The following is a 24,397-nucleotide window of genomic DNA, read 5'->3' as shown; positions in this document are numbered from 1 at the left end:
TTATTTTCATCCGGGTTATATATAGCCCTCCGTATGGAGGCAAAGATGACGCTGACAGTGTTCCTCAAGGATGAGATCGTGGCGCGTGGACCGGCCGAGGAGGTCGTGCCGACAATGCGCGCGCTGCAGCCGCTCGAGCGGAGTTCCGACCTGCTCGCTTTCGACGACGAGACCGGCCGGCAGGTCGATCTCGACCTGCGCGCCGAGGCGCAGCCCGCGCCGCGGCCGAGAGGCCGGCCCGCGCTCGGCGTCGAGGCCAAGGAGGTCACGCTGCTGCCGCGCCATTGGGAATGGCTGGCCAGGCAGCGCGGCGGCGCCTCGGCGACATTGCGCAAGCTGGTCGAGGATGCCCTGCGCAAGGGGCGCACGCCCAAGGAAAACCACGACACGGCCTATCGCTTCCTCAACACGATGGCAGGCAACCTGCCGCACTTCGTGGATGCGGTGCGAGAGATCTATGCCGGAAACAAGGTCGGCTACGATCACTTCAGTTACGACTGGCCGCCGGCAATCCGCGACCATGGACGGAGGCTCGCATTTCCAGACTGACGCAACTTCACGGCTGGCTCATCCTCGACAAGCCGCGCGGCCTTGGCTCGACCCAGGCAGTCGGCGCGGTCAAGCGCAACTTGCGCGAGGGCGGCTATGCCAAGACGAAGGTCGGGCACGGCGGCACGCTCGATCCGCTTGCGGAGGGCGTGCTGCCGATCGCGCTGGGCGAGGCGACCAAGCTCGCCGGGCGCATGCTCGATGCTAGCAAGGTCTATGAGTTCACGGTGCAGTTCGGCGAGGAGACGGACACGCTCGATACCGAAGGCGAGGCGATCGCGCGGTCCGATCATCGGCCGCCGATTGCTGCGGTTGAGGCGATTCTGCCGCATTTCACCGGCGAGGTCGAGCAGGTTCCACCTTCCTATTCGGCGGTGAAGGTCGATGGCAGGCGCGCCTATGATCGTGCGCGGGCGGGGGAGGACGTCGCGATGCAGGCGCGGCGGGTGACGGTGCACGACCTTCACGTCCTTCGCGAGCGAGAGCCGCGGGGTGAGGGGCTCGAATCGTCATTCGCGTCGGACGCGGGCCGTCTCGGTCCGTTCGATCCCACGGCGCCGCTCGAACTGGCCGACAGCATCACGCTCGTCGCGCATGTCAGCAAGGGTACGTACATTCGCAGCCTGGCAAGGGACATCGCACGGGCGCTTGGAACGGTCGGTCACGTCACCTATCTCAGGCGCATCAAGGCCGGTCCGTTCGTGCAGGATCAGGCGATTTCACTGGACACGCTCAACGAAATCGGTAAGGGCGCGCGCCTTGAAGACCATCTCCTGCCGCTCGAGGTTGGGCTGGACGGTATCCCGGCCCATCAACTCGATCCGGAAAGCGCGCAGGCGGTCCGACAGGGCCGGGTTCTTTCCGGAATGCCCCATCCCGACGGGCTCGTCCTCGCGAAGACCGGCATTGTTCCGGTGGCGCTGATGGAAGTGACGGCGGGGACGGCGAGAGTCGTCAGGGGTTTCAACATCCCCGATACCGCGGAGTAAAGAGAATGTCGGTTACTGCCGAGAAGAAGCAGGAAATCATCAAGGATAATGCCCGCGCGAACAACGACACGGGCAGCCCGGAAGTGCAGGTCGCGATCCTCACCGAGCGTATTCGCAATCTGACCGAGCACTTCAAGGGCCACCACAAGGACAATCACTCGCGCCGCGGCTTGCTGACCATGGTCAACAAGCGCCGCAGCCTGCTCGCCTACCTCAAGAAGATGGACGTCGAGCGGTACAACAGCCTGATCCAGAAGCTGGGTCTGCGTAAGTAAGAGTTTAGCAAGGGCGGCTCGGTGAGCCGCCCTTTTCGCATATGGGAGCATTGCGCGATCAGTTCGCGCTGCGACCGGATAACAGGTCGTCCTTCGCACTCCGGCGGAGGGGCCTAGGGGCAGGAAAAGGCCCCACACCGGACCGGGACGGTATCCCCCGGCAAGTAGGCCCCGCCGTGCAATAGGGCGCCGCGGGTTCACGAAGGAAAACCAATGTTCGACACGAAAACCGTATCGCTGGAGTGGGGCGGCAAGACCCTCACTCTGGAAACCGGGCGTATTGCCCGTCAGGCCGATGGCGCCGTGCTGGCAACCTACGGCGAGACCGTGGTGCTGTGCGCCGTCACCGCCGCCAAGTCGGTCAAGGAAGGGCAGGATTTCTTCCCGCTCACCGTCCACTACCAGGAAAAGTTTTCCGCCGCCGGGCGCATCCCGGGCGGCTTCTTCAAGCGCGAAGCGCGCCCGACGGAGAAGGAAACGCTCACCTCCCGCCTGATCGACCGCCCGGTGCGGCCGCTCTTCCCGGAAGGGTTCTACAACGAGATCAACGTGATCGCGCAGGTCCTCTCCTATGATGGCGAGACCGAGCCCGACATCGTCGCGATGATCGCGGCTTCGGCGGCGCTGACCCTTTCCGGCGTGCCTTTCATGGGCCCGATCGGCGCGGCGCGCGTCGGCTTTGTCGACGGCGAGTATGTGCTCAACCCGAGCCAGGACAAGGCGCTGCAGGACGGCCGCCTCGACCTCATCGTCGCCGCCACCCAGGACGCGGTGATGATGGTCGAATCGGAAGCCAAGGAGCTGACCGAGGAAGAGATGCTCGGCGCCGTCATGTTCGCGCACGAGGAGTCGAAGAAGGTCATCGGCGCGATCATCGACCTCGCCGAACAGGCCGCCAAGGATCCGTGGGAGCTTCCCGCGCAGGACGATCATGCCGAGATGAAGGCAGCGATCAAGGCGATGATCGGCGACGACATCGCCAAGGCCTACAAGATGACCAGCAAGGCCGACCGCCGCGACACGATCGACGACGCGCGCGCGAAGGTGAAGGCGCACTACTCGTCCGACGAGTTCGACGGCCAGCAGCTGATGACCGCGATCAAGCTCACGAAGAAGCTCGAAGCGGAAATCGTGCGCGGGGCGATCATCAAGGACGGCACGCGCATCGACGGCCGCAAGGTCGATCAGGTCCGACCGATCGAAGCGATGGTCGGTCTGCTGCCGCGTACGCACGGTTCGGCGCTGTTCACCCGCGGCGAGACGCAGGCGATCTGCACCACCACGCTTGGCACCAAGGACGCCGAGCAGATGATCGACGGGCTCGAGGGTCTTTCGTATACCCACTTCATGCTGCACTACAACTTCCCGCCCTACTCGGTCGGCGAAGTGGGTCGCTTCGGCTTCACCGGCCGGCGCGAGATCGGCCACGGCAAGCTCGCTTGGCGCGCGCTGCACCCGGTCCTGCCCAAGCATGAGGACTTCCCGTACACGATCCGTGTCCTGTCCGACATCACCGAGTCCAACGGCTCGAGCTCGATGGCGACGGTGTGCGGCGGGTGCCTTTCGATGATGGACGCGGGCGTTCCGATCGAGCGCCCGGTTTCCGGCATCGCGATGGGCCTGATCCTCGAAGGCGACGAGTTTGCGGTTCTTTCCGACATCCTCGGCGACGAGGATCACCTGGGCGACATGGACTTCAAGGTCGCCGGGACGGAAGCGGGCATCACCTCGCTGCAGATGGACATCAAGATCGCCGGCATCACGCAGGAGATCATGACCAAGGCGCTGGCGCAGGCCAAGGAAGGCCGCGCGCACATCCTGGGCGAGATGACCAAGGCACTCGGCTCGGCACGCACGGACGTGTCCAAGCACGCGCCGCGCATCGAGACGATGCAGATCGACAAGGCGAAGATCCGCGACGTCATCGGCACGGGCGGCAAGGTGATCCGCGAGATCGTCGCCGAGACCGGCGCCAAGGTCGACATCGACGACGAGGGCGTGATCAAGATCTCGTCCAGCGACTCGTCGCAGATCGAGGCGGCCCGGAAGTGGATCGCCGGGATCGTCGAGGAAGCGGAAGTCGGCAAGATCTATGACGGCAAGGTCGTCAACATCGTCGACTTCGGCGCGTTCGTGAACTTCATGGGCGGCAAGGACGGTCTCGTCCACGTGTCCGAAATGAGGAACGAGCGGGTCGAGAAGCCGACCGACGTCGTGTCGGAAGGCCAGGAAGTGAAGGTCAAGGTCCTCGAGATTGACCAGCGCGGCAAGGTCCGCCTGTCGATGCGCGTGGTCGACCAGGAAACCGGTGAGGAGCTGGAGGACACCCGTCCCCCGCGCGAACCTCGCGCTGAACGCGAAGGTGGCGGTCGTGGAGGACGCGGTGGTGACCGTCGCGGCCGCACCGGCGGCGGCGGACGTGACCGCGATCGCGGTCCGCGCCGTGAACGGACCGGTGACGAGGGCGGCGGCGAAGGCCACGTGCCCGACTTCCTGAAGGACTAAACAGCTCGGGTCCCGCCTTCGCGGGAGCTCGCACAAGAAGAGGGGCCGCGAGCATATCGCGGCCCCTTTCGTTTATGGAGACTGCCGATGCTGCCGCGCGAAACCCTCGCCACCGCCCGTATTCCCGGAGGGGACACGCTGACGCTCGTCCGCCACGGCCGCGACTTCGTGATCATGCTGGGGCGCGACGAGCTGATGGGCACGCGGATGCGCTTTTCCGAAGAGCAACTCGCCGAACTGACGCTGGAGCAGCTTTCGGCGAAGCGGCCGCGCGTGCTGATCGGCGGCTACGGCATGGGCTTCACCTACCGCGCCGCGCTCATGCACCTGCCGCAAGACGGCAGGGTGGTCGTGGCGGAAGTGGTGCCGGAAGTCCTCGAATGGGCGACAGGGCCGCTGGCGGAGCTGACGGGCGACACGCTGTCCGATCCGCGCGGCGAGGTCGTGATTGCCGACGTCGCCGCCCTGATCGACGACGCGGTGGACGGCACGAGCGAACGCTACGACGCGATCCTGCTCGACGTCGACAATGGTCCGGACGGCATCGTGCGCGACGGAAACGAGCGGCTCTACGGCCGCGGTGGCCTGGCACGGGCACGCGACGCGCTCAATCCCGGCGGCGTGCTTGCGGTGTGGTCGGCAGCGACCGATCCGCGTTTCACGCGCCGGCTGAAGGATGCCGACCTAACGGTGGAGGAACGGACCGTCCGCGCCCGCCCGAACAACAAGGGCCCGCGCCACACGATCTGGTTCGCACGGCGGAGCGCCTGACCGCTCAGTCGCGGTTGATCCGCAGCTTTCCCATGAAGTCGCGCTTGGCCAGCGGCAGGCCCTTCATCCGCAGGATGTCGTAAGCGGTGGCGGCATGGAAATAGAAGTTGGGCTGGCTGAAGCTGAGCAGGAATTCCTCGACGGTGAAGTCCAGCGTCCTTTCACCCATCACGAAGCGCATCGGACGGCCCAGCCAGCCTTCCATCTCCTCCTCGGAAACCGCTTCGAGCGCCGCGATGGCCTCGTCGAGCTTGGCCCGCATGGCCTCGAAGGTCGCCGGCGGCACGCTCATGTCCGGCGAGAACACGCCCGCGCGCACGCCCTCGATCCCGCCCCGCGTATGCACGGCAACGCTCTTCACCTGATAGTCGAAGGCCAGCATGTCCTCGGCCAGACGCGCGCCGATGAGCGCGTCGTGGTCGCAGCCCTGCTCGGCGCACCAGCTTTCCGCCTTGTCGACGAGTTTCCGGGTGGCGCCGAGCATCTGCAATGCGCTCGGAACGAAGGCGGCGTGAAGCGAAAGCGGCATTGGGCGATCTCCTTGCGATCGGGTGTGCGACCGCAACTAACCGCCTTGCCGGATGTGGGCCAGCGTCGATCGCAATGCGTGCCGCGGCCGCGGGTCAGCGGACCCGCGGACCGCCGAACGGCAGCGGCGGAGGGGGTCTGCGCGCACCGCGCGGAAGCTGTGCCTGATAGGCCCGCCCGCAATGCTCGACGCAATACGGGAAGCCCGGATTCACCGGACCGCCGCAGAAGTGGAAATCGGGCTCGCCCGGATGGCCCATGGGCCAGCGGCAGACTCTGTCGTTAAGGTCGAGCAGGCTGGTCTTGTCGGCAATCTCGGGGCTCGGCTTGGCCGGCACGAGGCGGCGCGGCGGGGCCGGCGGGATTGGCGCCTGCTGGTCGCCCGGGCCCTGGCGCAGGAAGCCGCCGGGGCCGACCGAAACGATCTTGGGCAGGTTGGAGCTCGGGTTCGGCAGCGGCTGCGACGAGGACGGGGCGGCAGGCGCACGCTCTCCGCCGCTCGTCTGGCGCGGCGGAGCAGGCGGCGCTACAGTCTCGGGCGCCTTGGTCGCCGCAGGACGCGGCGCGGGCTTCCGCGGCGCGGGCGCAGGGGCCGCGGCCTTCTTCTCCACCTTCTTCGGCTCGTTCGCCTTCACAGGCGACGGGCGCGACTTGAGGCCGAGGCGGTGCGCCTTGCCGATCACCGCATTGCGGCTCACCCCGCCGAGTTCGTCGGCGATCTGGCTTGCAGTGGCGCCGCCTTCCCACATCTTCTTCAGCGTGGCGATCCGTTCGTCGGTCCAGCTCATTCGGTTTCCATTCGCAATAAAATCTATCGGGGTGCGGCTTGCCAGCGAAGGCGCGGAGCACTAGTCGCGCCACAATGGCCGATCAAGCCCGCACACCCGCCGGTTCGCCCCTCGAAACAGGCTCATTCCCCGTTGACGAAAATGCCGGCGACATGAGCCGGTTTCCGCCGCGCGGCGTGCCCGTGTTCGACGGGATCAACCGCATCGGTTTGTGGAGCCTCTATATGAAGGAGGTTCGGCGATTTCTCAAGGTGCAGACGCAGACGGTGTGGGCGCCTGCCGTCACCACGCTGCTGTTTCTGGTGATCTTCACCGTCGCCCTGGGCCGCTCGGGCCGCGAAGTGCTCGGCGTGCCGTTCGCCACATTCGTCGCGCCCGGCCTGATCGTCATGGGCATGATGCAGAATGCCTTCGCCAATTCCAGCTTCACGCTGCTCGGCGGCAAGATCCAGGGCACGATCATCGACGTGCTGATGCCGCCGCTCTCGGAAGGCGAGTTGATGGCGGGCATCGTCGGCGCCGCGGTGACGCGCGCGATCATGGTCGGCCTCGCGGTGGCGCTGGCGATGGCGTTCTATCCCGGTGTCAGTCTGGCCATGGAGCATGTCTGGGCGGTCGTCTGGTTCGGCCTGATGGGCGCCGTGATGCTCTCGCTGATGGGCCTGCTGACCTCGATCTGGGCCGAGAAGTTCGACCACAATGCGGCGATCACCAACTTCGTCGTCGCCCCGCTCGCGCTGCTTTCGGGCACGTTCTACGTGATCCACAACCTCGCCCCGGTGTTCCAGGCGATCAGCCGCGCGAACCCGTTCTTCTACGTGATCTCGGGCTTCCGCTACGGCTTTCTGGGCCAGAGCGACATCGGCAACACCGATGCGGCGCTGGTGAAGAGCGCGATCGGCCTCGGCCTGTTCAACCTCGCGCTCGCGTACTTCTGCTACCGCGTGCTGAAATCCGGGTGGAAGCTCAAGGACTGAGCCGGCGTGCCTGCGCTCAATGCGTCAGCGAACGGCGCATCCGGTAGCGGCCGTTGCGGAATTCCTCGAACAGTTCGGGCACGTTCGGGTGATCGACCGGTCCCCCGTCGGAATCGGGCAGCAGGTTCTGCTGGCTGACGTAGGCGACGTAGGACGAATCCTCGTTCTCGGCGAGCAGGTGGTAGAACGGCTGATCCCGGCGCGGACGCATGTCCTGCGGGATCGCCTCGTACCACTCCTCGCTATTCGAGAAGACCGGGTCGATATCGAAGATGACCCCGCGGAAATCGAACATGCGGTGGCGCACCACGTCACCAATCCCGAACCGGGCGGTGGCATGACGCGGCATCTCGATGAAGCGACCCGCCTGGGCGGAGAAGAACTGCGAACGTTCCATTACAGCCGGAAATATAGGGTGTCGCATCCGCCAGACAAGCGCAGCACGCGCGTCATCCCCAGTCACGTTGAACAAGGGGCTTGGCAAGGCGGCAGACCTCCGCTAACCGCCGCCCTCCCGAACGCCCCGGGGCGCCCTCGCGCCCCATGCGCTTTCTCGTGCGGAGAGGTGCCGGAGTGGTCGAACGGGACGGTCTCGAAAACCGTTGTGCCCTTACGGGTACCGTGGGTTCGAATCCCACCCTCTCCGCCATGAATCCCCCTCGCTCATGAGCGAGGGTCGCGCATCCACGCTGCGGCGAGTTCTCCGATAGATTGAGCCTGACTGCCGCCGTGCGATCGGTTAGGGCGCCGCCATGCTGTCACACCATCTTGCTATCCTCGCTCTTCCTCCCCTAGCACTTGCCGCTCCGCTCCTGGCGCAGGACGCCGCCGAGGAGCCGGAGAGCGAGGCGAGGGAGATCGTCGTGCTGGGCCGGGGTCTCGACGAGACGCCGGCGGCCCCTGCCTACGACACGATCACGATCGGACGCGATCAGATCGTCAGTGTGCCTTCCGGCCGGATCGAGGACGTGCTGGGCGCCGTCGCGGGCTTTCAGCAGTTCCGCCGTTCCGACAGCCGCTCGTCGAATCCCAGCGCGCAAGGCGTGACCCTGCGCGCGCTCGGCGGCAATGCGACCAGCCGCGCACTGGTCCTGCTCGACGGCGTGCCGATGGCCGATCCGTTCTTCGGCTATATCCCGCTGAGCGCCATCGCGCCCGAGCGCCTGGGATCGATCCGGGTGACGCGCGGCGGCGGCTCGGGGCCGTTCGGCGCCGGCGCGCTGGCCGGACGGATCGAGCTCGAGAGCGCCGATCCCGGGGCGCCGGGGCCGCTGACCGCCTCTTTGCTCGCGAACGACCGCGGCGGAACCGAGGCGAGCCTCGGCTTGGCCGAAGATCTGGGCGCCGGCTTCGTCGTCATTGATGGGCGGTGGGACCGCGGCAGAGGCTTCTTCACCACACCCGTGGAGGACCGCGTGCCGGCCACCGCGCGCGCGGCGTTCGATAGCTGGTCGGTCGGTCTGCGCGGGGTCGCGCCGCTGAGCGACACGATCGAGCTGCAGGCGCGCGGCCTCGTGTTCCGCGACGATCGCACGCTGCGCTTCGAAGGCGCAGATTCGTCGAGCGAGGGCCAGGACGCGAGTCTGCGCGTGGTCGGCCGCGGCGACTGGCAGTTCGAGGCGCTGGCCTATGTCCAGGCGCGGAATTTCTCCAACGTCGTGATCAGTTCCTCCCAGTTCACCCGCGTGCTCGACCAGCGCAATACGCCTTCGACCGGGCTCGGCGGCAAGCTGGAGCTGCGGCCGCCGGTGGGCGACGATCACGTGCTGCGCCTGGGCGTCGATTATCGCCGCGCCTCGGGCGAACTGCAGGAGGAAGCCTACAGCGCCATGTCCGGCGCGCTGACCGAGCGCCGCCGTGCGGGCGGCACGAACACCGACTTCGGCCTGTTCATCGAAGACGACTGGACGCTCGGCAATCTCGTCCTCACGGGCGGGCTGCGCGGCGACCGGACGACGGTGGCGGACGGGTTCTACCGCGCCGTCGACGCGAACGGCGTGCCGGTCGAGGAGACGATCGCGCCCGACCGCGCGGACTGGACGCTGGGCTGGCGCGCCGGCGCTACCTACGGCCTCAGCGAGGCGCTGCGCCTGCGCGCCGCGGCCTACAGCGGTTTGCGCCAGCCGACGCTGAACGAGCTCTACCGGCCCTTCGTGGTCTTCCCTGTGGTTACCCAGGCCAACGCCGCGCTCGAGAACGAGCGGCTCGAAGGCTTCGAGGCTGGCTTCGACCTGACCCCGGCCGAGGGGATCGCGTTCGGCGTCACCGCATTCGACAACCGGGTGAAGGGTGCGATCGCCAACGTCACGCTCGCGCCGGACTTGCGCCAGCGGCAGAACCTGCCCGCGATCGCCTCACACGGTGTCGAGGGGGGGCTGTCGGTTACGCGCGGCGTCCTGCGCTTCGACGGCACGCTGGCGTGGACCGATGCCGAGGTCGAAGGCCGCGGCCCCTCCGCCGATCTCGACGGCAACCGCCCGGCACAGACGCCGCGCTGGGCCGCCGGCGCTTCGCTCGCGTGGACGCCTTCGCCCGGCTGGCTGCTCTCCGCCTCGGTGCGGCACGTCGGCGCGCAGTTCGAGGACGATCAGGAGACCGACGTGCTGCCCGCGGCGACCACCCTGGGCGCCTATGCCCAGGTGCCGCTGACGGAGCGGCTGTCGCTGGTCCTGCGCGGCGAGAACCTGACCGACGAGGAGGTGGTGACGCGCAACGATGGCGGGTCGATCGATCTCGGTGCGCCGCGCACCGTGTGGGCAGGGGTCCGCTTCGGCTACTGACCCGCGGCGGGTGCGCGCCGCTTTCCCGCCGGTGCCGCGGGAGACGTTCGGCACCGGCGGGAAAGCGTTTCGCAGGATCGGCGTTACATCTTGATGCTGATGCTGCCGATCAGGCGGCGATCGGTAAGGCCCTGGAAGCAGAGCAGCGCGTTGTTGTTCACGCAGAACTGCGCCTGATCTTCCTGCAGCAGATTGATCCCCTCGACGCCGATGTTGATGTTGTCGGTGACATCGTAGTTCACGCTCGCGTTGAGCTGGCCGCGCGCGCCGTTGATGCGCGGAAGGCCGAAGAAGAACGAGTCGTTCGAAACGTAGCTGGAGCGCCAGGTGTACCGCACCCGCGCGTTCAGCCCGTACTTGTCGTAGAACAGCGTGGTGTTGAACGAGTGCTTGGAAAGGTTCGGCAGGGTGATCCGATCCTGAGCCCCGATGATTCCCAGCCGGGTGAAGACGTCGCGAGGACCATCGGCGTCGCGGAAGTTCGTCGGGAAATCCGCCGCGGTGCCGCCGGTGACCTGATAGGTGTAGTTCCCGATGAAGCCGAACCCCGAGGCGAAGCCCAGCGTGTCTTCATAAGCCGACAGGTCGTGCTGGAAGGCGACTTCGATGCCCGTTTGCGTCGTATTGCCTTCGCCGTTGATGGTGGTGACGCGCGGCACGCAGATCCCGTCACCCGGCGTCGGGTTGTTGATGTTGCGATCGGCGATCGGATTGAAGATGCCGCCGTCTTCGCAGGGCGGGGTGATGTCGATGTTGAGGTTCCCGTCGGCATCCAGGTTCGGCGCCGGATCGTCCTGGAAGGTGGAGAACAGGTTCGTACGGATCTTGTGGAACACGCCGACGCTCAGGATGCTCGACGGCGCGAAATACCAGTCACCCGAAAGGTCGAACGACCACACGGCTTCGGGCACCAGAGCCGGGTTACCGACCGAGACGGGCGTGTTGGGGCCGGTGCTGAAGCTGACCGAGGTCGAAAGATCGTCGAAGTCGGGGCGGTTGATGTCCCTTGCGACACCGGCACGGATCACGAAATCCTGCGCCGGCTCGATCACGAGATTGAAGCGCGGCAGCCAGAAATTGTACGAACCCGTCTGGACGACCGGCGAGGCCACGCCGTTGACGATCGTGTTTCCGCGCGAGTCCACGTCGGTGAGGACGTAGCGCACGCCCAGATTGCCGCGCACCGGCAGGCCGAGATCGTAGCCGTCGAAATTGGCCTGAAGGTAGGCCGCATGGGTCTGCTCCGTGATGTCGAAGAAGGCACTGGCCGATTGCGTCGGCTCGGTGATCGGGCTGACCGGAGGCAGGTCGGGGTTCGCCGCGTTGCTGGTCGCGATCGCGGCATTGAGCGCGTCGCGGACCGCGTCCGGGTCCGAGAAGGAGAGCGCCGGATCGATGACCAGGAAGTCGCCGATGAACAGGTCCCGGCCGTCGGCCGCACCGAAGTTGTTCGGGCCCGGCACGACGATGTCGGAGAAGAGATCGGCGCCGGGCCGGGCGAAGTCGGCGGTGGCGCTGGTGTAGTTGAAGTTCTGGGAGAAGTCGTCGTTCAGGCTGGAGGTTTCGTTGAAGCGATAGCCTGCATCGATTGAGGTGATGAAGGGTATCGAGCGCTCCATGTCGTAAGTGAGGTCGAACCGGAGCGCGAGTTCCCTGTTCTCCGAGATGTCATGGCTCTGCTGCACCTGGCGTAGCTGGTAGTTCGCAGGATCGAGCAGTTGCGCGGTCGTCGGCGTCGTGGCCAGCCCTTGCGCGATGCCGAACTGAAGCGTCCGGCTTCTGAGATCGAATTCGATCGGCACGCCGTTGTCGACGTCGCCTCCGAAAACCGGCTGCGTGTGGTTCGGGTTGATGAAATCGAGCGTGGTCGTGAAATCGGGGTTCACCGTGTCCGACGTCGACAGTGCGCCTTCCAGCCGGACCTTGAACCGGTCGCGCTCCCACTCGCCGCCGAGCCGGTAGACGTGGCTCTTGGTCAGGCGGGCGCCGGTGTTGCTCGAGGTCCGCAAGTTCGGGTCGGTCGCGCCGGGCTCGATCACGCCGGCCAGTGCGGCCTCGACCGTGCCCAGATCGATCGGGCCGTTCGGTCCGTCCAGGCTTCCGAAGTCGATGGTTTCGAACGCGGTGTTCGTCGTGTTGTCGACCACGTCGCTCGCCGACACGCCGGAGAGCTGCACTCTGGAGCTTTCCTGCCTGCGCTGCTGATCGTTGTAGATGCCGTCGAAATAGAATTTCAGGCCGGGGCTGGGCGACCATTCCAGGGACCCGACGAGGTTCAGCGTCTCGTATTCGTAGTTGTTGAGGTCCTGGTCGAAGAACTGGGTGCGGAGGAACGGGAAGTCCTCGGCGCTCGCGGTGGCATCGGTGGGCAGGACGACCGCGTCGCGGTCGACGCGGGGCCGGAAGGCGGTGACGTCCTGGCGGGCATAGCTTCCACTGAGCACGACGCCGAACTCGCCCGCACCGGTCGACCAGCGGTTGCCGATAGTACCGGAAAAGCGCGGCAGATAGCTTTCCGAGAAGTCGCTGTGCTCGACCTGTGCGCGGGCGGCGATGAGCGGCTCCGACAGGTCCAGGGGACGGATCGTCCGCAGATTGATCGTGCCGCCGACCGATCCCTCGATCGTGCTGGCGTCCGGCACTTTGGTCACTTCGACCGAGGCGACGATCGAGGCGGACAGGTCCTCGAAGCTGATGCCCCCGCGCCCGGCCCCGGAGCCGACGGTGGAGACGCCGTTGATCTCGGTGCGGTTCTCGTCGGTCCCGCGGATCTGCACCGCGGTGCCGACGCCTGCTTCCCGCGTGATCTGAATGCCCGAGATGTTCTCGAGCACCTCGGCGAGGTTCTGGTCCGGCAGCTTGCCGATGTCTTCGGCCTGGATGACCTCGATGAGATTGTCGGCTCTGCGCTCCTCGGCAAGCGCGCTTTGCAGCGAGCTGCGAATGCCTTCGACGACGATGACGTTCTCGCCCTCGGCGGCCTGGCCGTCTCCGGCGTCGTTCACGACACCGGCATCTTCTTCGGCTGTCTGGGCGAATGCCGCGCCGGGAAAGGCGATGGCCGACAGTGCGGTCCCTACCAGAAGCGTAGCGAGGAAACGAGAATTGGTCACGGCTGCGCGGCCGCGGTCGGCGAACTTCGACATGAGGTCCCTCCCAAAGGGCTTGTTATGGGAGGTGGGATATCTCCTAGGCCAAATATGTCAACCGCAAACGCATACCCGTGTTATCCAATCTGTCATACCAATCCCTAAGCCGGACGTAGTTGTACGTAGCCGGCCCGAGGGCCGGCCGCGGGGTGTCGTTCTGCAATCGGAAAACCGAATCAAATGAGCCGCGGAACGCGGCTTCCTGGATCAGTCGGAATGTGGGGAGCGGCCCGGGTGGCGGAGACGGAGGGATTCGAACCCTCGATACCCGATAGGGTATGGTTCCTTAGCAGGGAACTGGTTTCAGCCACTCACCCACGTCTCCGCATGCCCGGCGGCGTGCGAGGGGCGCGCTATAACGGGCACGGGTGAGTGCTGCAAGCCGCCTCTCTCCGCTTCGGCAAAAGCCGTGAAAACAGGGGCGATTCGACTCGTTTCGCCGTGTTTCCGATTCGATTCGTCGCCGGTTCATTGCTGCTTCAGCCGCAAAGGATTCTGTTCGGCCCTGGACAGGTCCGGGTTTCGGGCCCGATTTCGGACCAGGAGGGGCCGCATGCAACTCATTCCCATCATTCGCCGCACGATCGCAGGCGCAGCCGCGGTTGCTGCGCTCGCCGCGGCGCCGCTCGCCGCGCAGTCGATCGAGACGTTCGATCCCGACACGGCGATCGACGCCGATCTCGAGGAGAGACCCGGCGCCCAGCCGGTCTACAGCCAGGAGATCCCCGCGCAGGATACCTCGACCTCGGCGCCGCAGCCGCAGGACAACAGCATCACCTACAGCGAGACGCCGCCGGACGGCGCGCCCGTCGCGCCGGCCTGGGCCGATCCGGCGGCGAGCGGCGAGACTTCGGTCGCGGCGGGCCAGACTGCGGGCACCACCGCGGTCGCCGGCGCGCAAAGCGAGACGTTCAAGGAAGACGACCTGATCGGCGCGGCAGAAGGCCTGTTCGGCAAGGGCGCCGAAGGGCTCGCGCGGATGATCCAGGATCTTCTGAAGGAGCAGGGCGAGCCCAACGCCTACATCGTCGGCCGCGAGGCGGGCGGCGCGTTCATCGTCGGCGCGCGCTACGGCTCGGGCACGCTCTACCACAAGGTGGAGGGCCAGCGCCCGGTCTACTGGACCGGCCCGTCGATCGGGTTCGACGTCGGCGCGAACGCGGCGAACACCTTCGTGCTGGTCTACAACCTCTACGATACCGAGCAGCTCTACGAACGCTATCCGGCGGGCGAGGGGCAGGCCTACGTGGTCGGCGGGCTCACCGCCAGCTACCTGCGCAAGGACAACGTCGTGCTGATCCCGATCCGCCTGGGCGCGGGCCTGCGTCTGGGCATCAACGCGGGCTATATGAAGTTCTCGAAGGAGCAGCGCTGGATGCCCTTCTAGCCGCACAAGCAAAATTGCTTGGAGGGGCAGGGGCCGCGACAGGATTTCCTGTTGCGGCCCCTCGCGCGTCTGGGCATGGGGCGGCGCATGCTCGACAGACTCGAACCCCAATCGCCCGACGCCCTGCTGGCGCTGATCAAGCTCTACGCCGACGACGATCGGGCGGACAAGATCGACCTCGGCGTCGGCGTCTATCGCACCGGGCAGGGCGGCACGCCCGTCTTCGCCGCGATCAAGCAGGCCGAGCAGCGGCTGGTCGAGGAGCAGGATTCCAAGTCCTACCTCGGCCCCGAGGGCGACATGGGCTTCGTCAACGCGCTGATGCCGCATGCCTTCGGCCGCGACGGCACGATGGGCGGACGGCTGCAGGGCATGCAGACGCCGGGCGGCACCGGCGCGGTGCGCCTCGCGGTCGCCGTGGCCCAGCGCGCGGGCGTGAACCGCATCCACCTCGGCGCGCCGAGCTGGCCCAACCACGCGCAGATCCTCGCCGACGTGGGCGTGGAGGCTGCCACGTTCGACCACGCCAATCCCGACGGCACCGCCAATGCGGAGGCCGCGCTGGCCGCGATCCGCGGGGCCAGGGAAGGCGAGGCGGTGCTGCTCCACGGCTGCTGCCACAACCCGACCGGCATCGACTACTCCCCCGAGGAATGGGACGCGATCGCCGAGGCCTTCGCGAACGGCGCGGCGCTGCCGATCCTCGACCTCGCCTACCAGGGCCTCGGCCACGGGATGGAAGAGGACGCCTACGGCCTGCGTCGCGTGCTCGACGCGGTGCCGGAAGCGCTGATCGCCTATAGCTGCGACAAGAACTTCGGCATGTACCGCGACCGCGTGGGCGCGCTCTACGCGCTCGCCCGCGACGCCGGGCAGCTCGACGCGATCCAGTCGAACCTCAACGCCCTGGCCCGCGCGGCCTGGTCGATGCCGCCCGATCACGGCGGCGCGGCGGTGCGGATCGTGCTGCGCGACGCCGACCTGACCGCGCTCTGGCTCGACGAGCTCGAGACGATGCGCGAGCGGATGCGCCAGGTGCGTCAATCGCTCGCCGATGCGGGGCAGGCCGGCGCGGTCGACCTGACGCCGCTGGCGCATCAGAACGGGCTGTTCTCGGTCCTGCCGCTGAGCAAGGAACAGGTCGGCCGGCTGCGGACCGAGCATGCGATCTACATGGCGGGCTCGGGCCGGATCAACGTCGCCGGGTTGCACGGCGGGAACATCGAGAAGTTCGTGCAGGCGCTCGCCGCCGTCACCGGCTGAGCGCGCCTGGAAATCTATCGGCCGCTCGGTTGACACTGGACGGGGTATTTGCGCGGCGTGACCTTTCATGCCGCCTCCCTCTCCCGCCGGGTGCGCTGGCCGTCGATCCGTGCGCGGTCGAGCCGGGCAAGTAGCTGAAAAAGCGCGGCATTATCGGGCCTCCGCCACACGCCGGCGAAGCGGCCGCGGTGCATACGCACCTGCCACAGACCGGTCTCGACGCGCCACATGAGCTCCGCGTTCGTGACCTTCCGTGACGGGGTCACGCCCGCCTGTGACCTTTCACCGTCACCTTGCGCAGGGGCGATCCCGAGCGCCGCATTCCACGCCGCGTTGAAGCCTTCCGCCCCCTCGCGGCTGCGCAACCGATAGACGGTCTCGCGCGCCATCGACACGCGCCGCGCGGCTTCGGTGACGGAGCGGGTTTCGGCGAGATGCCCGATGAACTCGGCCTGCCGCCGCGGGGTCCACCCGTCGATGCGGGTGCGGCCGGGCACGGCGTAGAACAGCGGGATCCGGGGCGGCGCGGGCTTCCGCTCGCGCAGGAGAGGGGGCAGATAGTGCTTCATCCGGGAGGATAAGGCAGATTTTCGCGATGTAGGAAAGTTGTTTTTGTACGTGCTTTGTTCTTCTTTTCCGCGACCGCTAGACCAAAACTTCGTCGTCCCAGCGAAGGCTGGGTTCGCGTGCGGCGAAGGCCGGCCTGGTGGAGAACGATCCCGGCGCTCGTGAGGTGAAGAGAATTTGGTTCACACAAAGACACCAAGGCACAAAGATGTTCCGCCCCGCGCAGCGGGACACCCCTTCCTCGACCATACCCCTCACTCTTCCGCCGATGATGCGGAACGGCATCCCCGCAAACGCCACATCTTCGTGTCTTGGTGTCTTTGTGTGAACAATCCGGAGCGGCGGTGCGACCGGCAGGCCGCTTGCGATCCTCGCTCACCGGGTCTGCGCGAATGAGAACTTGCCGTCCCGGCGTCGGAGCGGTTTCGGATCGGAAGGTGCGCGCCACCCCGGACGGCACACGCCCCGTCTCGCTGGCGGTTATAAACCCGAGCAGCCACGCGTACTTCGCGGCCTTCATTATGGAGGACTGCATGAAGACCGTCTTTACTCTGGCAGCCGCGTCGCTCGCGATGAGCGGGGCCGCGTTGGCTCAGGAAACCGCGCCCCCGCAGCAGACCGCGCCGGCGCAGGCCGCTCCAAAGTCGGCGGACATCTCGGACGATCAGGTCGACCGCTTTGCGCTCGCGGTGCTGAAGGTCCAGCAGATCGCCCGCGATACGGCTGTCGACGAGCAGCAGAAGCAGGCGCAGATGATGGCCGCGGTGCAGGAATCGGGCATGCAGCCGCAGGAGTTCCAGGCCATCGCCGTGGCGAGCCAGAGCGATCCGCAGCTGCAGCAGCGGATTCAGACCGCGGCCGAGGGCCACGTCAAGGCCGCGCAGGGTGCCGCGGAGGCGCCCGGCCAGCCCTGAGGCCTGATTTCACGCGGACGGTGCCGATCCTGTTCGTCATCCCAGCGAAACGGGATCGGGTGCGGCCCAGTCCGACCTCGCGGAGAGCGATCCAGCTTTCGCCGGGATGACGGGGTTTTTGATTCACACGAAGACACGAAGAGGTTTTGCGCTGTGCAGCGGCGCACTCATGCCGCAACCGCACCCCGAATTCGTCCGGCGGTGATGCGGTGATGGAGCGCGGCTTCCGCAAACGCGACATCTTCGTGCCTTCGTTTGAACAATCCGGAGCGGCGGCGTCGTCCGCGGGCTCACGGCTCGCGCTCCTGCGAAAGCTCCCGAAATAATGACGGGGAGGCGGGATATTTCTTCCCACCTCCCCGTGCCCCCCGTCGCCGTCGCGGGTGACGAACTTGCGAGCGCGGTCAGAAGGCGTGCCGCATCCCGATCGCGACGCTGCGGCCGCGGAGCGGGGACTGGTCCTTCACGAACGAGGTGTGGACGTAGGCCAGTTCGTTGGTGAGGTTCGTGCCCCGCGCGTAGAGCTCCACCGACTTTCCGCCGCCGACGTCGAACCGGTAGGCGAGCGTCGCGTTGAGCATGTCGTAGCCGCCGGTCGGCGTCTCGTAGGAAGCCACGCGGTCCTGCTTGAAGGTGTGGTAGTATTCGACGTCCGCCGAGACCGGCCCCGAGTTCCATTCGTAGCGCGCGCCGAGCCGCCCCGGCGGAATGCGCGGCAGGTTGTCGTCCTCGCTCTTGAGCTCGGCATCGACGTAGTCGCCGAACAGGGTGACGAGCGATCCCGGTGCGAGCTGATGGCTGATCTGCCCGTCGATCCCGAAGAACCGCGCGTCCGCGGCGGTGTAGACCAGCAGGAGATGGGGGCGGCCGGTCTCGCGCTCCTCCTCGATCAGGCGGGCGAAGATGTAGTCGTCGACGTCCTGATAGAAGGCGCCGAGCTCGAACCGGGTGCGCCCGTCGGTCTTGCGGAAGGTCAGGTCCACCGACTTGTTCGTCTCGACGAGGTCGGTCACCGGCGCGGGCAGTTCGTCGGAAATGGTCGCCGTGCGCGCGAGCCCGACTTCGTAGCTGTTGGTCGCGAGGTTGTTCCCTCGGGCGTAGAGCTCACGCACGTTCGGCGCGCGCTGGGATCGGGCCAGCGTCAGCCCGAGCGAATAGCCCGCGTCGATGTTCCAGGTCGCGCTCGCCGACACCGAGAAGGGGTTGTGCTCCGAGGATGGATAGTGCGACGCGAAATAGTCGTCGTAGAAGCCTGAATACATCTCCTCGATCTCCGGCGTCAGCTCGAACCCCGGGGGAAAGATGTAGTAGGACGTCCAGTGCTTCTTCACCGCATGCATGGTCCGCCAGTCCTGCCGCACGCCCAGCTCGATATCGACAGGACCGAACGCGCGCCGCTCGGTCAGGAACAGGCCGACATTCTCGGTCTTGATGTCGTAGATGCTGTCGTAGCCGCGATAGACGTCGTTGACGTTCAACCCGCTGAAGGTGCCGTCGGTATATTGGACGCCGAACGTGCCGGTGAAGCCGAGCAGCGGCGCATGGGTCAGCTCCAGCCGTCCGTCGTAGACCTTGTTGCCATAGCGCGCGAACAGGAACGTCCCGTCCATCTCCTCGTGCGTGTAGTCTGTATAGGACAGGCGCAGACGGGTGTGCTCGAGACCCGGCAGCAGGCGGTCGTAGTCCGCGCGGATGTCGAAGCGCTCGCTGCGAAGGTCGATATAGGCGGTATGATCGTCGGGCGCCGAGACGAGCGGCGGCGGGGTGCCGTGCGAGCCGCAGTGCAGATCGAGGCCGTGGGTGTGGCACGGGGCGTTGGCGTGGCTGTGGCCGGGCAGGCCGTATTCGCTGTCCTGCCGCGTATAGGCGGCGCCGATATAGCCCTTGTCCGTCACCCATGAGGCGCCGAAGCTGTAGCTCGTCCCTTCGGCGTAGGAGTCCTTGAGCTTGTCGCTGCCATAGGCGTCGGGGACATCGTAGTCCTCGCTGACGTGGCGCGATCCCTCGGCGTGAACGGCGAAGGAGCCGATGCCGGCGGTCACGCGGCCGACGACCGTCTTCTCCTCGTCCCCGGTGCCGTAGCGGACTTCGGTCGCGCCGGTATAGCCGCCCTCGGGCACGGCCTTGGGCACTTTGCTGTCGATCAGGTTGATCGCGCCGTTAAGCGCGTTGCCGCCGTAGCGGACTGCGGCGGGGCCGCGCTGGATCTCGATCGCGTCGAGAAGCAGCGGATCGGCGGCGATGGCGTGGTCGGGCGAGACGGACGAGGCGTCGAACAGGTTGGCGCCGTCGGTCAGGATCTCGATGCGCGGCACGGTCTGGCCGCGGATGACCGGGCGCGAGGCGCCGCCGCCGAAGCTGTCCAGGTGCACGCCGGGCAGGCCCGCAAGCGTCTCGCCGAGGCCGCCCTGGCGCCGGTGTGCGAGCTCGTCGCCGGCGAGGACCTGGACCGGCAGCGGCTCGCTCGCCTCCTCCCGCTCGAGCGAGGCGCCGGTGACGACGATGTCGGACCTTGCGGCCCGCTCGCGCGGCTTCTCCTCGCCCGCAGTGTCCTGCGCCCAAGCGGCGGCGGGCGAGACGAGTGCGATCGAAGCGGCGGAAAGCCAAAGCCGCTTCCGCTGGGCGAGTACTGGCAAAATCATCGTGTGGTTGGACCCCTTCCTGATTGGCGCGGGATCGATAAATGATGTTATACCATTACGTCAATGTATGATCTCTAATCCGTCATCCCAGCGAAAGCTGCGATCGCTGGCCGCCATGTCGGACTTCGCTGCACCCGACCCCGGCTTTCGCTGGATTGACGAGGGGGTTTGAGGGTGTGCGAGGACGGTAGGCGGCGTGCCCGAACGCGCCGTTGCTCCGGGTTGTTCACGCGAAGACACGAAGATGTTCCGCGCGGTGCAGCGGCGCACCTCTATGGCAACCGCACGCTCGGCCCGTCCGCTTGTGGATGAGTGCGGCTCCGCCGCAGACACGGCATCTTCGTGTCTTCGTGTGAACCAAAAACTGGCATCCCCGCGAACACTCGAATGACGGAATGGGCCGCCTAGCGCTGGAGGCTCTGCATCCGTTTGAGATAGCGTGCGAGGACGTCGATCTCGAGGTTGACGCGGTCGCCTTCGGTCAGGTCGCCCAGCGTGGTGACGTCTGCGGTGTGGGGGATCAGGTTGAGGAGGAAGTCGCACGCGCCGTCTTCCTGGTCGCGCACGTCGTTGACGGTGAGCGAGACGCCGTCGACCGTGATCGAGCCCTTGGGCGCGACGAAGGGGGCGAAGGCGGCGCCGGTGCGGATCGCGACGGTGGTCGAGCCGCCCTCGGTGCGGACCAGGCGGACTTCGCCCACGGTGTCGACGTGGCCGGTGACGATGTGCCCGCCGAGTTCGTCGCCGAGCTTGAGCGCCGTTTCGAGGTTCAGCCGGCGGCCCGCGCGCCACATGCCGGGCACGGTGCGCGAGACCGTCTCGGCCGAAACGTCGACCGCGAACCAGGCGTCTCCCGGCGTTCCGCCGCGCTCCACCACGGTCAGGCACACGCCCGAGCAGGCGATCGAGGCGCCGATCGCGATCTTCTCGGGATCGTAGGGGCAGGCGATCCGCAAGTGCAGGTCGCCGCGCTGCTGCGCTTCCTCGATGGTGCCGATTGCGCTGACTATGCCGGTGAACATTGCTCGCTCCCTGTTCGCGCGCGCTCATAGGCCTCGCATGTGTCGCTGCCAAGCTGCCGCCGCTCGGCAAGGCGCCAGCGGCCCTGCGCTTCGGCGAGCGAGGCGAGGCCGATGTCGCCGAGCGCCGGGGTGCCGGCGCCGATCAGAACCGGGGCGCGGTAGAGCTCGAGCCGGTCGACCAGATCGGCCGCGAGGAAGGCGGCGGCGGTCTGTGCGCCGCCCTCGACGTAGAGATACTGCACGGCTTCGAGCCCTGCGATCTCCTCGGGCGCGGCGATGGTTTCGACCGTCTCGTCCTCGACGGTGCGTGAGAGGACGATGCGGCGCGGGCTGCGCGCCTCGAGGCCGGGCAGGCGCACGTCGAGCCGCGGGGCGTCGGCGCGCCAGGTGCCGCCGCCGACGAGGATCGCATCGGCCATGGCGCGGCGCGAGTGGACGTGCGCGCGGGCCGCCTCGCCGGTGATCCAGCGGCTCTCGCCGTTCGCGGCGGCGATGCATCCGTCGAGCGAAGTGGCGAGCTTGAGCGTGACGTGCGGGCGGCCGTGCTCGGCGCGGGTGAGATAACCGGCGAGGCTGGCGCGGGAGGCGGGGCAGTCGGCCGTTTCGACCGCGATGCCCGCTTCGCCGAGCCGCTCGATCCCGCGGCCGTGGGTGCGTTCGTCCGGGTCGCGCGCGCCGATCACCACGCGCGCGAGGGCCGCCTCGGCGATCAGGTCGGCGCAGGCGGGGCCGCGCCCGGAGCGGTGGGCGCAGGGTTCGAGCGTGACGTAGAGCGTGGCGCCGCGCGCCGCATCGCCCGCTTCGGCGAGTGCGATCGCCTCGGCATGGGGGCGGCCGCCCGGACGCGTCCAGCCGCGGCCGACGACTTTGCCGTCATTGACGATCACGCACCCGACGGCGGGATTGGGGCGGCTCAGCGGCCGGCCGCGCGCCGCGAGACGAGCGGCGGCGGCGAGCCAGGCGGCGTCACTCGGCGGGTTCGGCAATGGAATCGCCGATCAGAGCCTCGCGCCGTGCCTTTTCGGCGGCTTCTTCGCGCGCGCGCTCCTCGGCTGCCTCGCGCTCGATCTTCTCGACGTCCATGCCGGCCGCGCGGCCGAAGGTGCGGTAGATCTCGCGCCGGAGCTCCTCGCGCTCGGCCTGCTCGGCGGCGAGCGCCTCCTTGCGCGCTTGGTTCGCGATGTTCGAGGCGATGATCTCCTCGTCCGTACGGCCGGGTGCGAAGCTGGTGATGTAGGTGACCCGGGGCCGCTCGGGCGGCAGGTAATACCGTTCCTGCAGGACCCAGAAGAGCAGGGTCCCGGTCATCAGCATGGAGAGTCCGAGAATCGGCCAGCGGTAGGGCTGCGGGCGTCGCAGATAGGCCCAGAAGTCGCCGACTCCCTCGGCCGGATTGAGGCGGCTGATCAAACGCATGGCGCCAAGATAGGCGTTCCCGCGCGCGAACGCCAGTGTTCAGCCGAACGGGGCGTAGAGCGTGCGGCCGCTGGCCTTCAGCCAGCGGTCGGCGGCGGGAAGGTCGCCGTCGTAGATCCGCTCAAGCGCCGCCTTGAACGCCGGGCCGTGGTCGAAGTGGAGCAGGTGCGCGACTTCGTGCGCGACCACGGAGCGGCGGACGGAGTCGGGGGCCATGATCAACCGCCAGTTGATCCGCACCGTGCCGTCGCTCGCGCAGCTTCCCCAGCGCCGCTTCGCCCGCGACAGGCGGAGGGCCGGGACGGGGACGCCCGCGGCGGCGCAGAACTGGGCGAGGTCGGCCTCCATCAGCCGTAGCGCCTCGCCCTCAAGCCACCGGCGCAGGCGCAAGGAAAGGTGCTTCTCGGGCCCGCCGATCGCGATGGTCCCCTCGCCCAGGGCAGGGCGGCGCGAGGCCTCGGGCGACCAGGCGATGGCGAGCTCGGCGCCGCGGTAGGCGAGCGTGCCGCCGGCTTCGGGCGGCGCGGCGCGGGGGAGGGCGTCGAGCTGCGCGGCGAGCCAGTCGCGGCGGGCATGAGCGAACGCGACCGCCTCGGCCGTGCGGCCCCAGCGCGGCAGGGTGACGCGCACGGCGTCGCCTTCCGGTGCGAGGCGCAGGACCATGCGCCGGGCGCGGGGATGGCGCACGATGAGGATCGGCAGGCGCCGTTCGCCCAGCAGGATCTCCGGTGCGGCCCGCGCATCGCGCCGCAGCCAGTCGATCACGCGTCGCTCCACTCGACGATGTGGTGTTCGAGCGGCCCCGCCTCGGTCTCGCTGACCACGCGGCCCGCGACCGAGGCGCCGGCGCGCTTCACGCTCTCCGGATCGCCGGTCAGCAGCGGGTGCCATTCGGGCAGAGGCTCGTCCGCGGCGCGGCGGCGATAGGCGCAGCTTTCGGGCAGCCAGCTCACTGTGCCGACGATCTTGAGCGTCAGGCGCAGGCAGTCGGGCACGAAGGCCTTGCGGTTGCGATAATCGCGGCAGCGTGCGGTCTGTGTGTCGAGCAGCTTGCAGGCGACGTTGGTGTCCTCGATCTCGCCGGTGTCGGCATCCTCGATCTTGTGCAGGCAGCAGCGGCCGCAGCCGTCGCATAGCGCCTCCCACTCCTCGCGCGAGAGCTCGGCGAGCGGGCGCTCCCAGAACCGGTCCCTCAGCGCACCCATCGGGCCAGTTCCGCGGCGATCGCGTCCGCCCCTTCGTTCGCCGGCAGGATCGCGACCGGCGATCCGTCGGGCGCGAAGAGATAGACCACGTTCGAATGGTTCATGTCGTAGGCGCCGCCCTCTCCCTCGCGGCCGCGCGAGTAGAAGACGCCGAACGTCTTCGCGACCTCCTCGATCTGCTCGGGCGTGCCGGTCAGGCCGACGAGCCGCGGATGGAAGTTGGAGACGAATTCGGCCACCACGTCGGACGTGTCGCGCGCGGGATCGATGGTGATGAAGATCGGCTGGACCTGCGCGCCGAGCTCGGGCTCCGCCTGCTCGAACTGCGTCAGCCCCTGCGAGAAGCGTTGAACGTCGGTCGGGCAGATGTCGGGGCAATAGGTATAGCCGAAATAGACGATCCGCCACTTGCCGTCGTAGTCCGCCCAGCGGTGCACTTTCCCGTCCCCGCCGGGCAGCGCGAAGGGCCCGCCGATCGCGGCGCCGTGGAGCGGTGCGGTGTCCAGCGCCGGCTGGCTGTCGCACGCGGCGAGGGCGAGGGCGGCGGAAAGGGCGACCAGAGTTCTGGCCAGAGTTCTGGGGAGAGGCATGGCGCGGCGCTTCATGCTCTGCTAATCGGGCTTCCGCAAGGGGGCGGCAAGGGCTCCCCATGACACGACGACGACAAGAC

The 24,397-nt window shown here is 67.5% G+C and carries 22 protein-coding genes and 2 tRNA genes; 11 read left to right on the top strand and 13 right to left on the bottom strand.

Annotated features, from left to right (window positions below):
- Window positions 1-45: 45 nt before the first annotated feature.
- The 5 genes from AC3A5N_RS02335 (at window position 46) to AC3A5N_RS02315 (ending at window position 5,089) form a co-directional block, all read left to right on the top strand.
- Window positions 46-549, top strand: a complete 504-nt coding sequence (locus AC3A5N_RS02335; protein ID WP_487735693.1) for a DUF2239 family protein — start codon at window positions 46-48, stop codon at window positions 547-549.
- Entirely contained in the window at window positions 546-1,538 is a 993-nt protein-coding gene (gene truB / locus AC3A5N_RS02330) for a tRNA pseudouridine(55) synthase TruB (RefSeq protein ID WP_487736306.1), read from the top strand. The genes AC3A5N_RS02335 and truB overlap by 4 nt, the downstream gene beginning before the upstream one ends.
- A 5-nt stretch (window positions 1,539-1,543) precedes the next feature.
- On the top strand, window positions 1,544-1,813 hold the full coding sequence (gene rpsO, locus AC3A5N_RS02325; RefSeq protein ID WP_487735692.1) for a 30S ribosomal protein S15: 270 nt from the start codon (window positions 1,544-1,546) through the stop codon (window positions 1,811-1,813).
- Between the two features lie 213 nt (window positions 1,814-2,026).
- Entirely contained in the window at window positions 2,027-4,318 is a 2,292-nt protein-coding gene (pnp, locus tag AC3A5N_RS02320; RefSeq protein ID WP_487735691.1) for a polyribonucleotide nucleotidyltransferase, read from the top strand.
- 87 nt (window positions 4,319-4,405) lie between these two features.
- Entirely contained in the window at window positions 4,406-5,089 is a 684-nt protein-coding gene (locus AC3A5N_RS02315; RefSeq protein WP_487735690.1) for a polyamine aminopropyltransferase, read from the top strand.
- 4 nt (window positions 5,090-5,093) lie between these two features.
- Here AC3A5N_RS02315 and AC3A5N_RS02310 read toward each other — a convergent pair whose 3' ends face one another.
- Window positions 5,094-5,618: a DUF1993 domain-containing protein gene (locus AC3A5N_RS02310; protein ID WP_487735689.1), complete on the bottom strand. Its 525-nt coding sequence runs from the start codon at window positions 5,616-5,618 to the stop codon at window positions 5,094-5,096.
- A 94-nt stretch (window positions 5,619-5,712) separates the two neighbouring features.
- Window positions 5,713-6,405: a GcrA family cell cycle regulator gene (locus tag AC3A5N_RS02305; RefSeq protein ID WP_487735688.1), complete on the bottom strand. Its 693-nt coding sequence runs from the start codon at window positions 6,403-6,405 to the stop codon at window positions 5,713-5,715.
- Between the two features lie 74 nt (window positions 6,406-6,479).
- Between AC3A5N_RS02305 and AC3A5N_RS02300 the strand changes: the two genes are divergently transcribed.
- Window positions 6,480-7,382, top strand: coding sequence for an ABC transporter permease (locus AC3A5N_RS02300; RefSeq protein ID WP_487735687.1), 903 nt, complete (start codon window positions 6,480-6,482; stop codon window positions 7,380-7,382).
- 16 nt (window positions 7,383-7,398) lie between these two features.
- Here the strand turns inward: AC3A5N_RS02300 and hspQ are convergent, their stop codons facing one another.
- Entirely contained in the window at window positions 7,399-7,779 is a 381-nt protein-coding gene (gene hspQ / locus AC3A5N_RS02295; RefSeq protein WP_129522984.1) for a heat shock protein HspQ, read from the bottom strand.
- 162 nt (window positions 7,780-7,941) lie between these two features.
- Here hspQ and AC3A5N_RS02290 point away from each other — a divergent pair.
- Window positions 7,942-8,031: transfer RNA gene (locus tag AC3A5N_RS02290), tRNA-Ser, on the top strand.
- A 103-nt stretch (window positions 8,032-8,134) separates the two neighbouring features.
- Window positions 8,135-10,162, top strand: coding sequence for a TonB-dependent receptor (locus tag AC3A5N_RS02285; protein ID WP_487735686.1), 2,028 nt, complete (start codon window positions 8,135-8,137; stop codon window positions 10,160-10,162).
- An 83-nt stretch (window positions 10,163-10,245) separates the two neighbouring features.
- Here AC3A5N_RS02285 and AC3A5N_RS02280 read toward each other — a convergent pair whose 3' ends face one another.
- Together AC3A5N_RS02280 and AC3A5N_RS02275 are read right to left on the bottom strand one after the other, a co-directional pair.
- Window positions 10,246-13,308: a TonB-dependent receptor gene (locus AC3A5N_RS02280; protein WP_487735685.1), complete on the bottom strand. Its 3,063-nt coding sequence runs from the start codon at window positions 13,306-13,308 to the stop codon at window positions 10,246-10,248.
- A 238-nt stretch (window positions 13,309-13,546) separates the two neighbouring features.
- Window positions 13,547-13,636, bottom strand: a tRNA-Ser gene (locus tag AC3A5N_RS02275).
- Between the two features lie 228 nt (window positions 13,637-13,864).
- Here AC3A5N_RS02275 and AC3A5N_RS02270 point away from each other — a divergent pair.
- Together AC3A5N_RS02270 and AC3A5N_RS02265 are read left to right on the top strand one after the other, a co-directional pair.
- A complete protein-coding gene (locus AC3A5N_RS02270) occupies window positions 13,865-14,698 on the top strand; it encodes a DUF1134 domain-containing protein (RefSeq protein WP_487735684.1) in 834 nt (277 codons plus the stop codon).
- A gap of 87 nt (window positions 14,699-14,785) precedes the next feature.
- On the top strand, window positions 14,786-15,961 hold the full coding sequence (locus tag AC3A5N_RS02265) for an amino acid aminotransferase (RefSeq protein WP_487735683.1): 1,176 nt from the start codon (window positions 14,786-14,788) through the stop codon (window positions 15,959-15,961).
- A 65-nt stretch (window positions 15,962-16,026) separates the two neighbouring features.
- Here the strand turns inward: AC3A5N_RS02265 and AC3A5N_RS02260 are convergent, their stop codons facing one another.
- Window positions 16,027-16,530, bottom strand: a complete 504-nt coding sequence (locus AC3A5N_RS02260) for a hypothetical protein (protein ID WP_487735682.1) — start codon at window positions 16,528-16,530, stop codon at window positions 16,027-16,029.
- Window positions 16,531-16,965: 435 nt separating this feature from the next.
- Here AC3A5N_RS02260 and AC3A5N_RS02255 point away from each other — a divergent pair, with 435 nt between their 5' ends.
- On the top strand, window positions 16,966-17,442 hold the full coding sequence (locus AC3A5N_RS02255) for a DUF4168 domain-containing protein (RefSeq protein WP_487735681.1): 477 nt from the start codon (window positions 16,966-16,968) through the stop codon (window positions 17,440-17,442).
- A 404-nt stretch (window positions 17,443-17,846) separates the two neighbouring features.
- On the opposite strand, the gene AC3A5N_RS02250 is transcribed toward AC3A5N_RS02255, so the two are convergent.
- From AC3A5N_RS02250 to AC3A5N_RS02220, 7 genes are all read right to left on the bottom strand, one after another.
- Window positions 17,847-20,084, bottom strand: a complete 2,238-nt coding sequence (locus AC3A5N_RS02250; protein WP_487735680.1) for a TonB-dependent receptor domain-containing protein — start codon at window positions 20,082-20,084, stop codon at window positions 17,847-17,849.
- 404 nt (window positions 20,085-20,488) lie between these two features.
- Window positions 20,489-21,106, bottom strand: coding sequence for a riboflavin synthase (locus tag AC3A5N_RS02245; protein ID WP_487735679.1), 618 nt, complete (start codon window positions 21,104-21,106; stop codon window positions 20,489-20,491).
- The gene (ribD, locus tag AC3A5N_RS02240; RefSeq protein ID WP_487735678.1) at window positions 21,091-22,092 is read right to left on the bottom strand and encodes a bifunctional diaminohydroxyphosphoribosylaminopyrimidine deaminase/5-amino-6-(5-phosphoribosylamino)uracil reductase RibD; all 1,002 of its coding nucleotides are present in this window, start codon (window positions 22,090-22,092) and stop codon (window positions 21,091-21,093) included. Before ribD ends, AC3A5N_RS02245 begins: the two co-directional genes overlap by 16 nt.
- The gene (locus AC3A5N_RS02235) at window positions 22,073-22,522 is read right to left on the bottom strand and encodes a hypothetical protein (protein WP_487735677.1); all 450 of its coding nucleotides are present in this window, start codon (window positions 22,520-22,522) and stop codon (window positions 22,073-22,075) included. The genes ribD and AC3A5N_RS02235 overlap by 20 nt, the downstream gene beginning before the upstream one ends.
- Before the next feature lie 39 nt (window positions 22,523-22,561).
- Entirely contained in the window at window positions 22,562-23,287 is a 726-nt protein-coding gene (locus tag AC3A5N_RS02230) for a M48 family metallopeptidase (RefSeq protein WP_487735676.1), read from the bottom strand.
- The gene (locus tag AC3A5N_RS02225; RefSeq protein WP_487735675.1) at window positions 23,284-23,727 is read right to left on the bottom strand and encodes a YcgN family cysteine cluster protein; all 444 of its coding nucleotides are present in this window, start codon (window positions 23,725-23,727) and stop codon (window positions 23,284-23,286) included. The genes AC3A5N_RS02230 and AC3A5N_RS02225 overlap by 4 nt, the downstream gene beginning before the upstream one ends.
- Window positions 23,715-24,332, bottom strand: a complete 618-nt coding sequence (locus tag AC3A5N_RS02220; protein WP_487735674.1) for an SCO family protein — start codon at window positions 24,330-24,332, stop codon at window positions 23,715-23,717. The genes AC3A5N_RS02225 and AC3A5N_RS02220 overlap by 13 nt, the downstream gene beginning before the upstream one ends.
- Between the last annotated feature and the right edge of the window lie 65 nt (window positions 24,333-24,397).

The organism is Pelagerythrobacter sp. Soil_C_18 (assembly GCF_057657235.1).
Note: the sequence above shows the minus strand (reverse complement) of the source record. Positions and strands in the feature narration are given on the sequence as shown.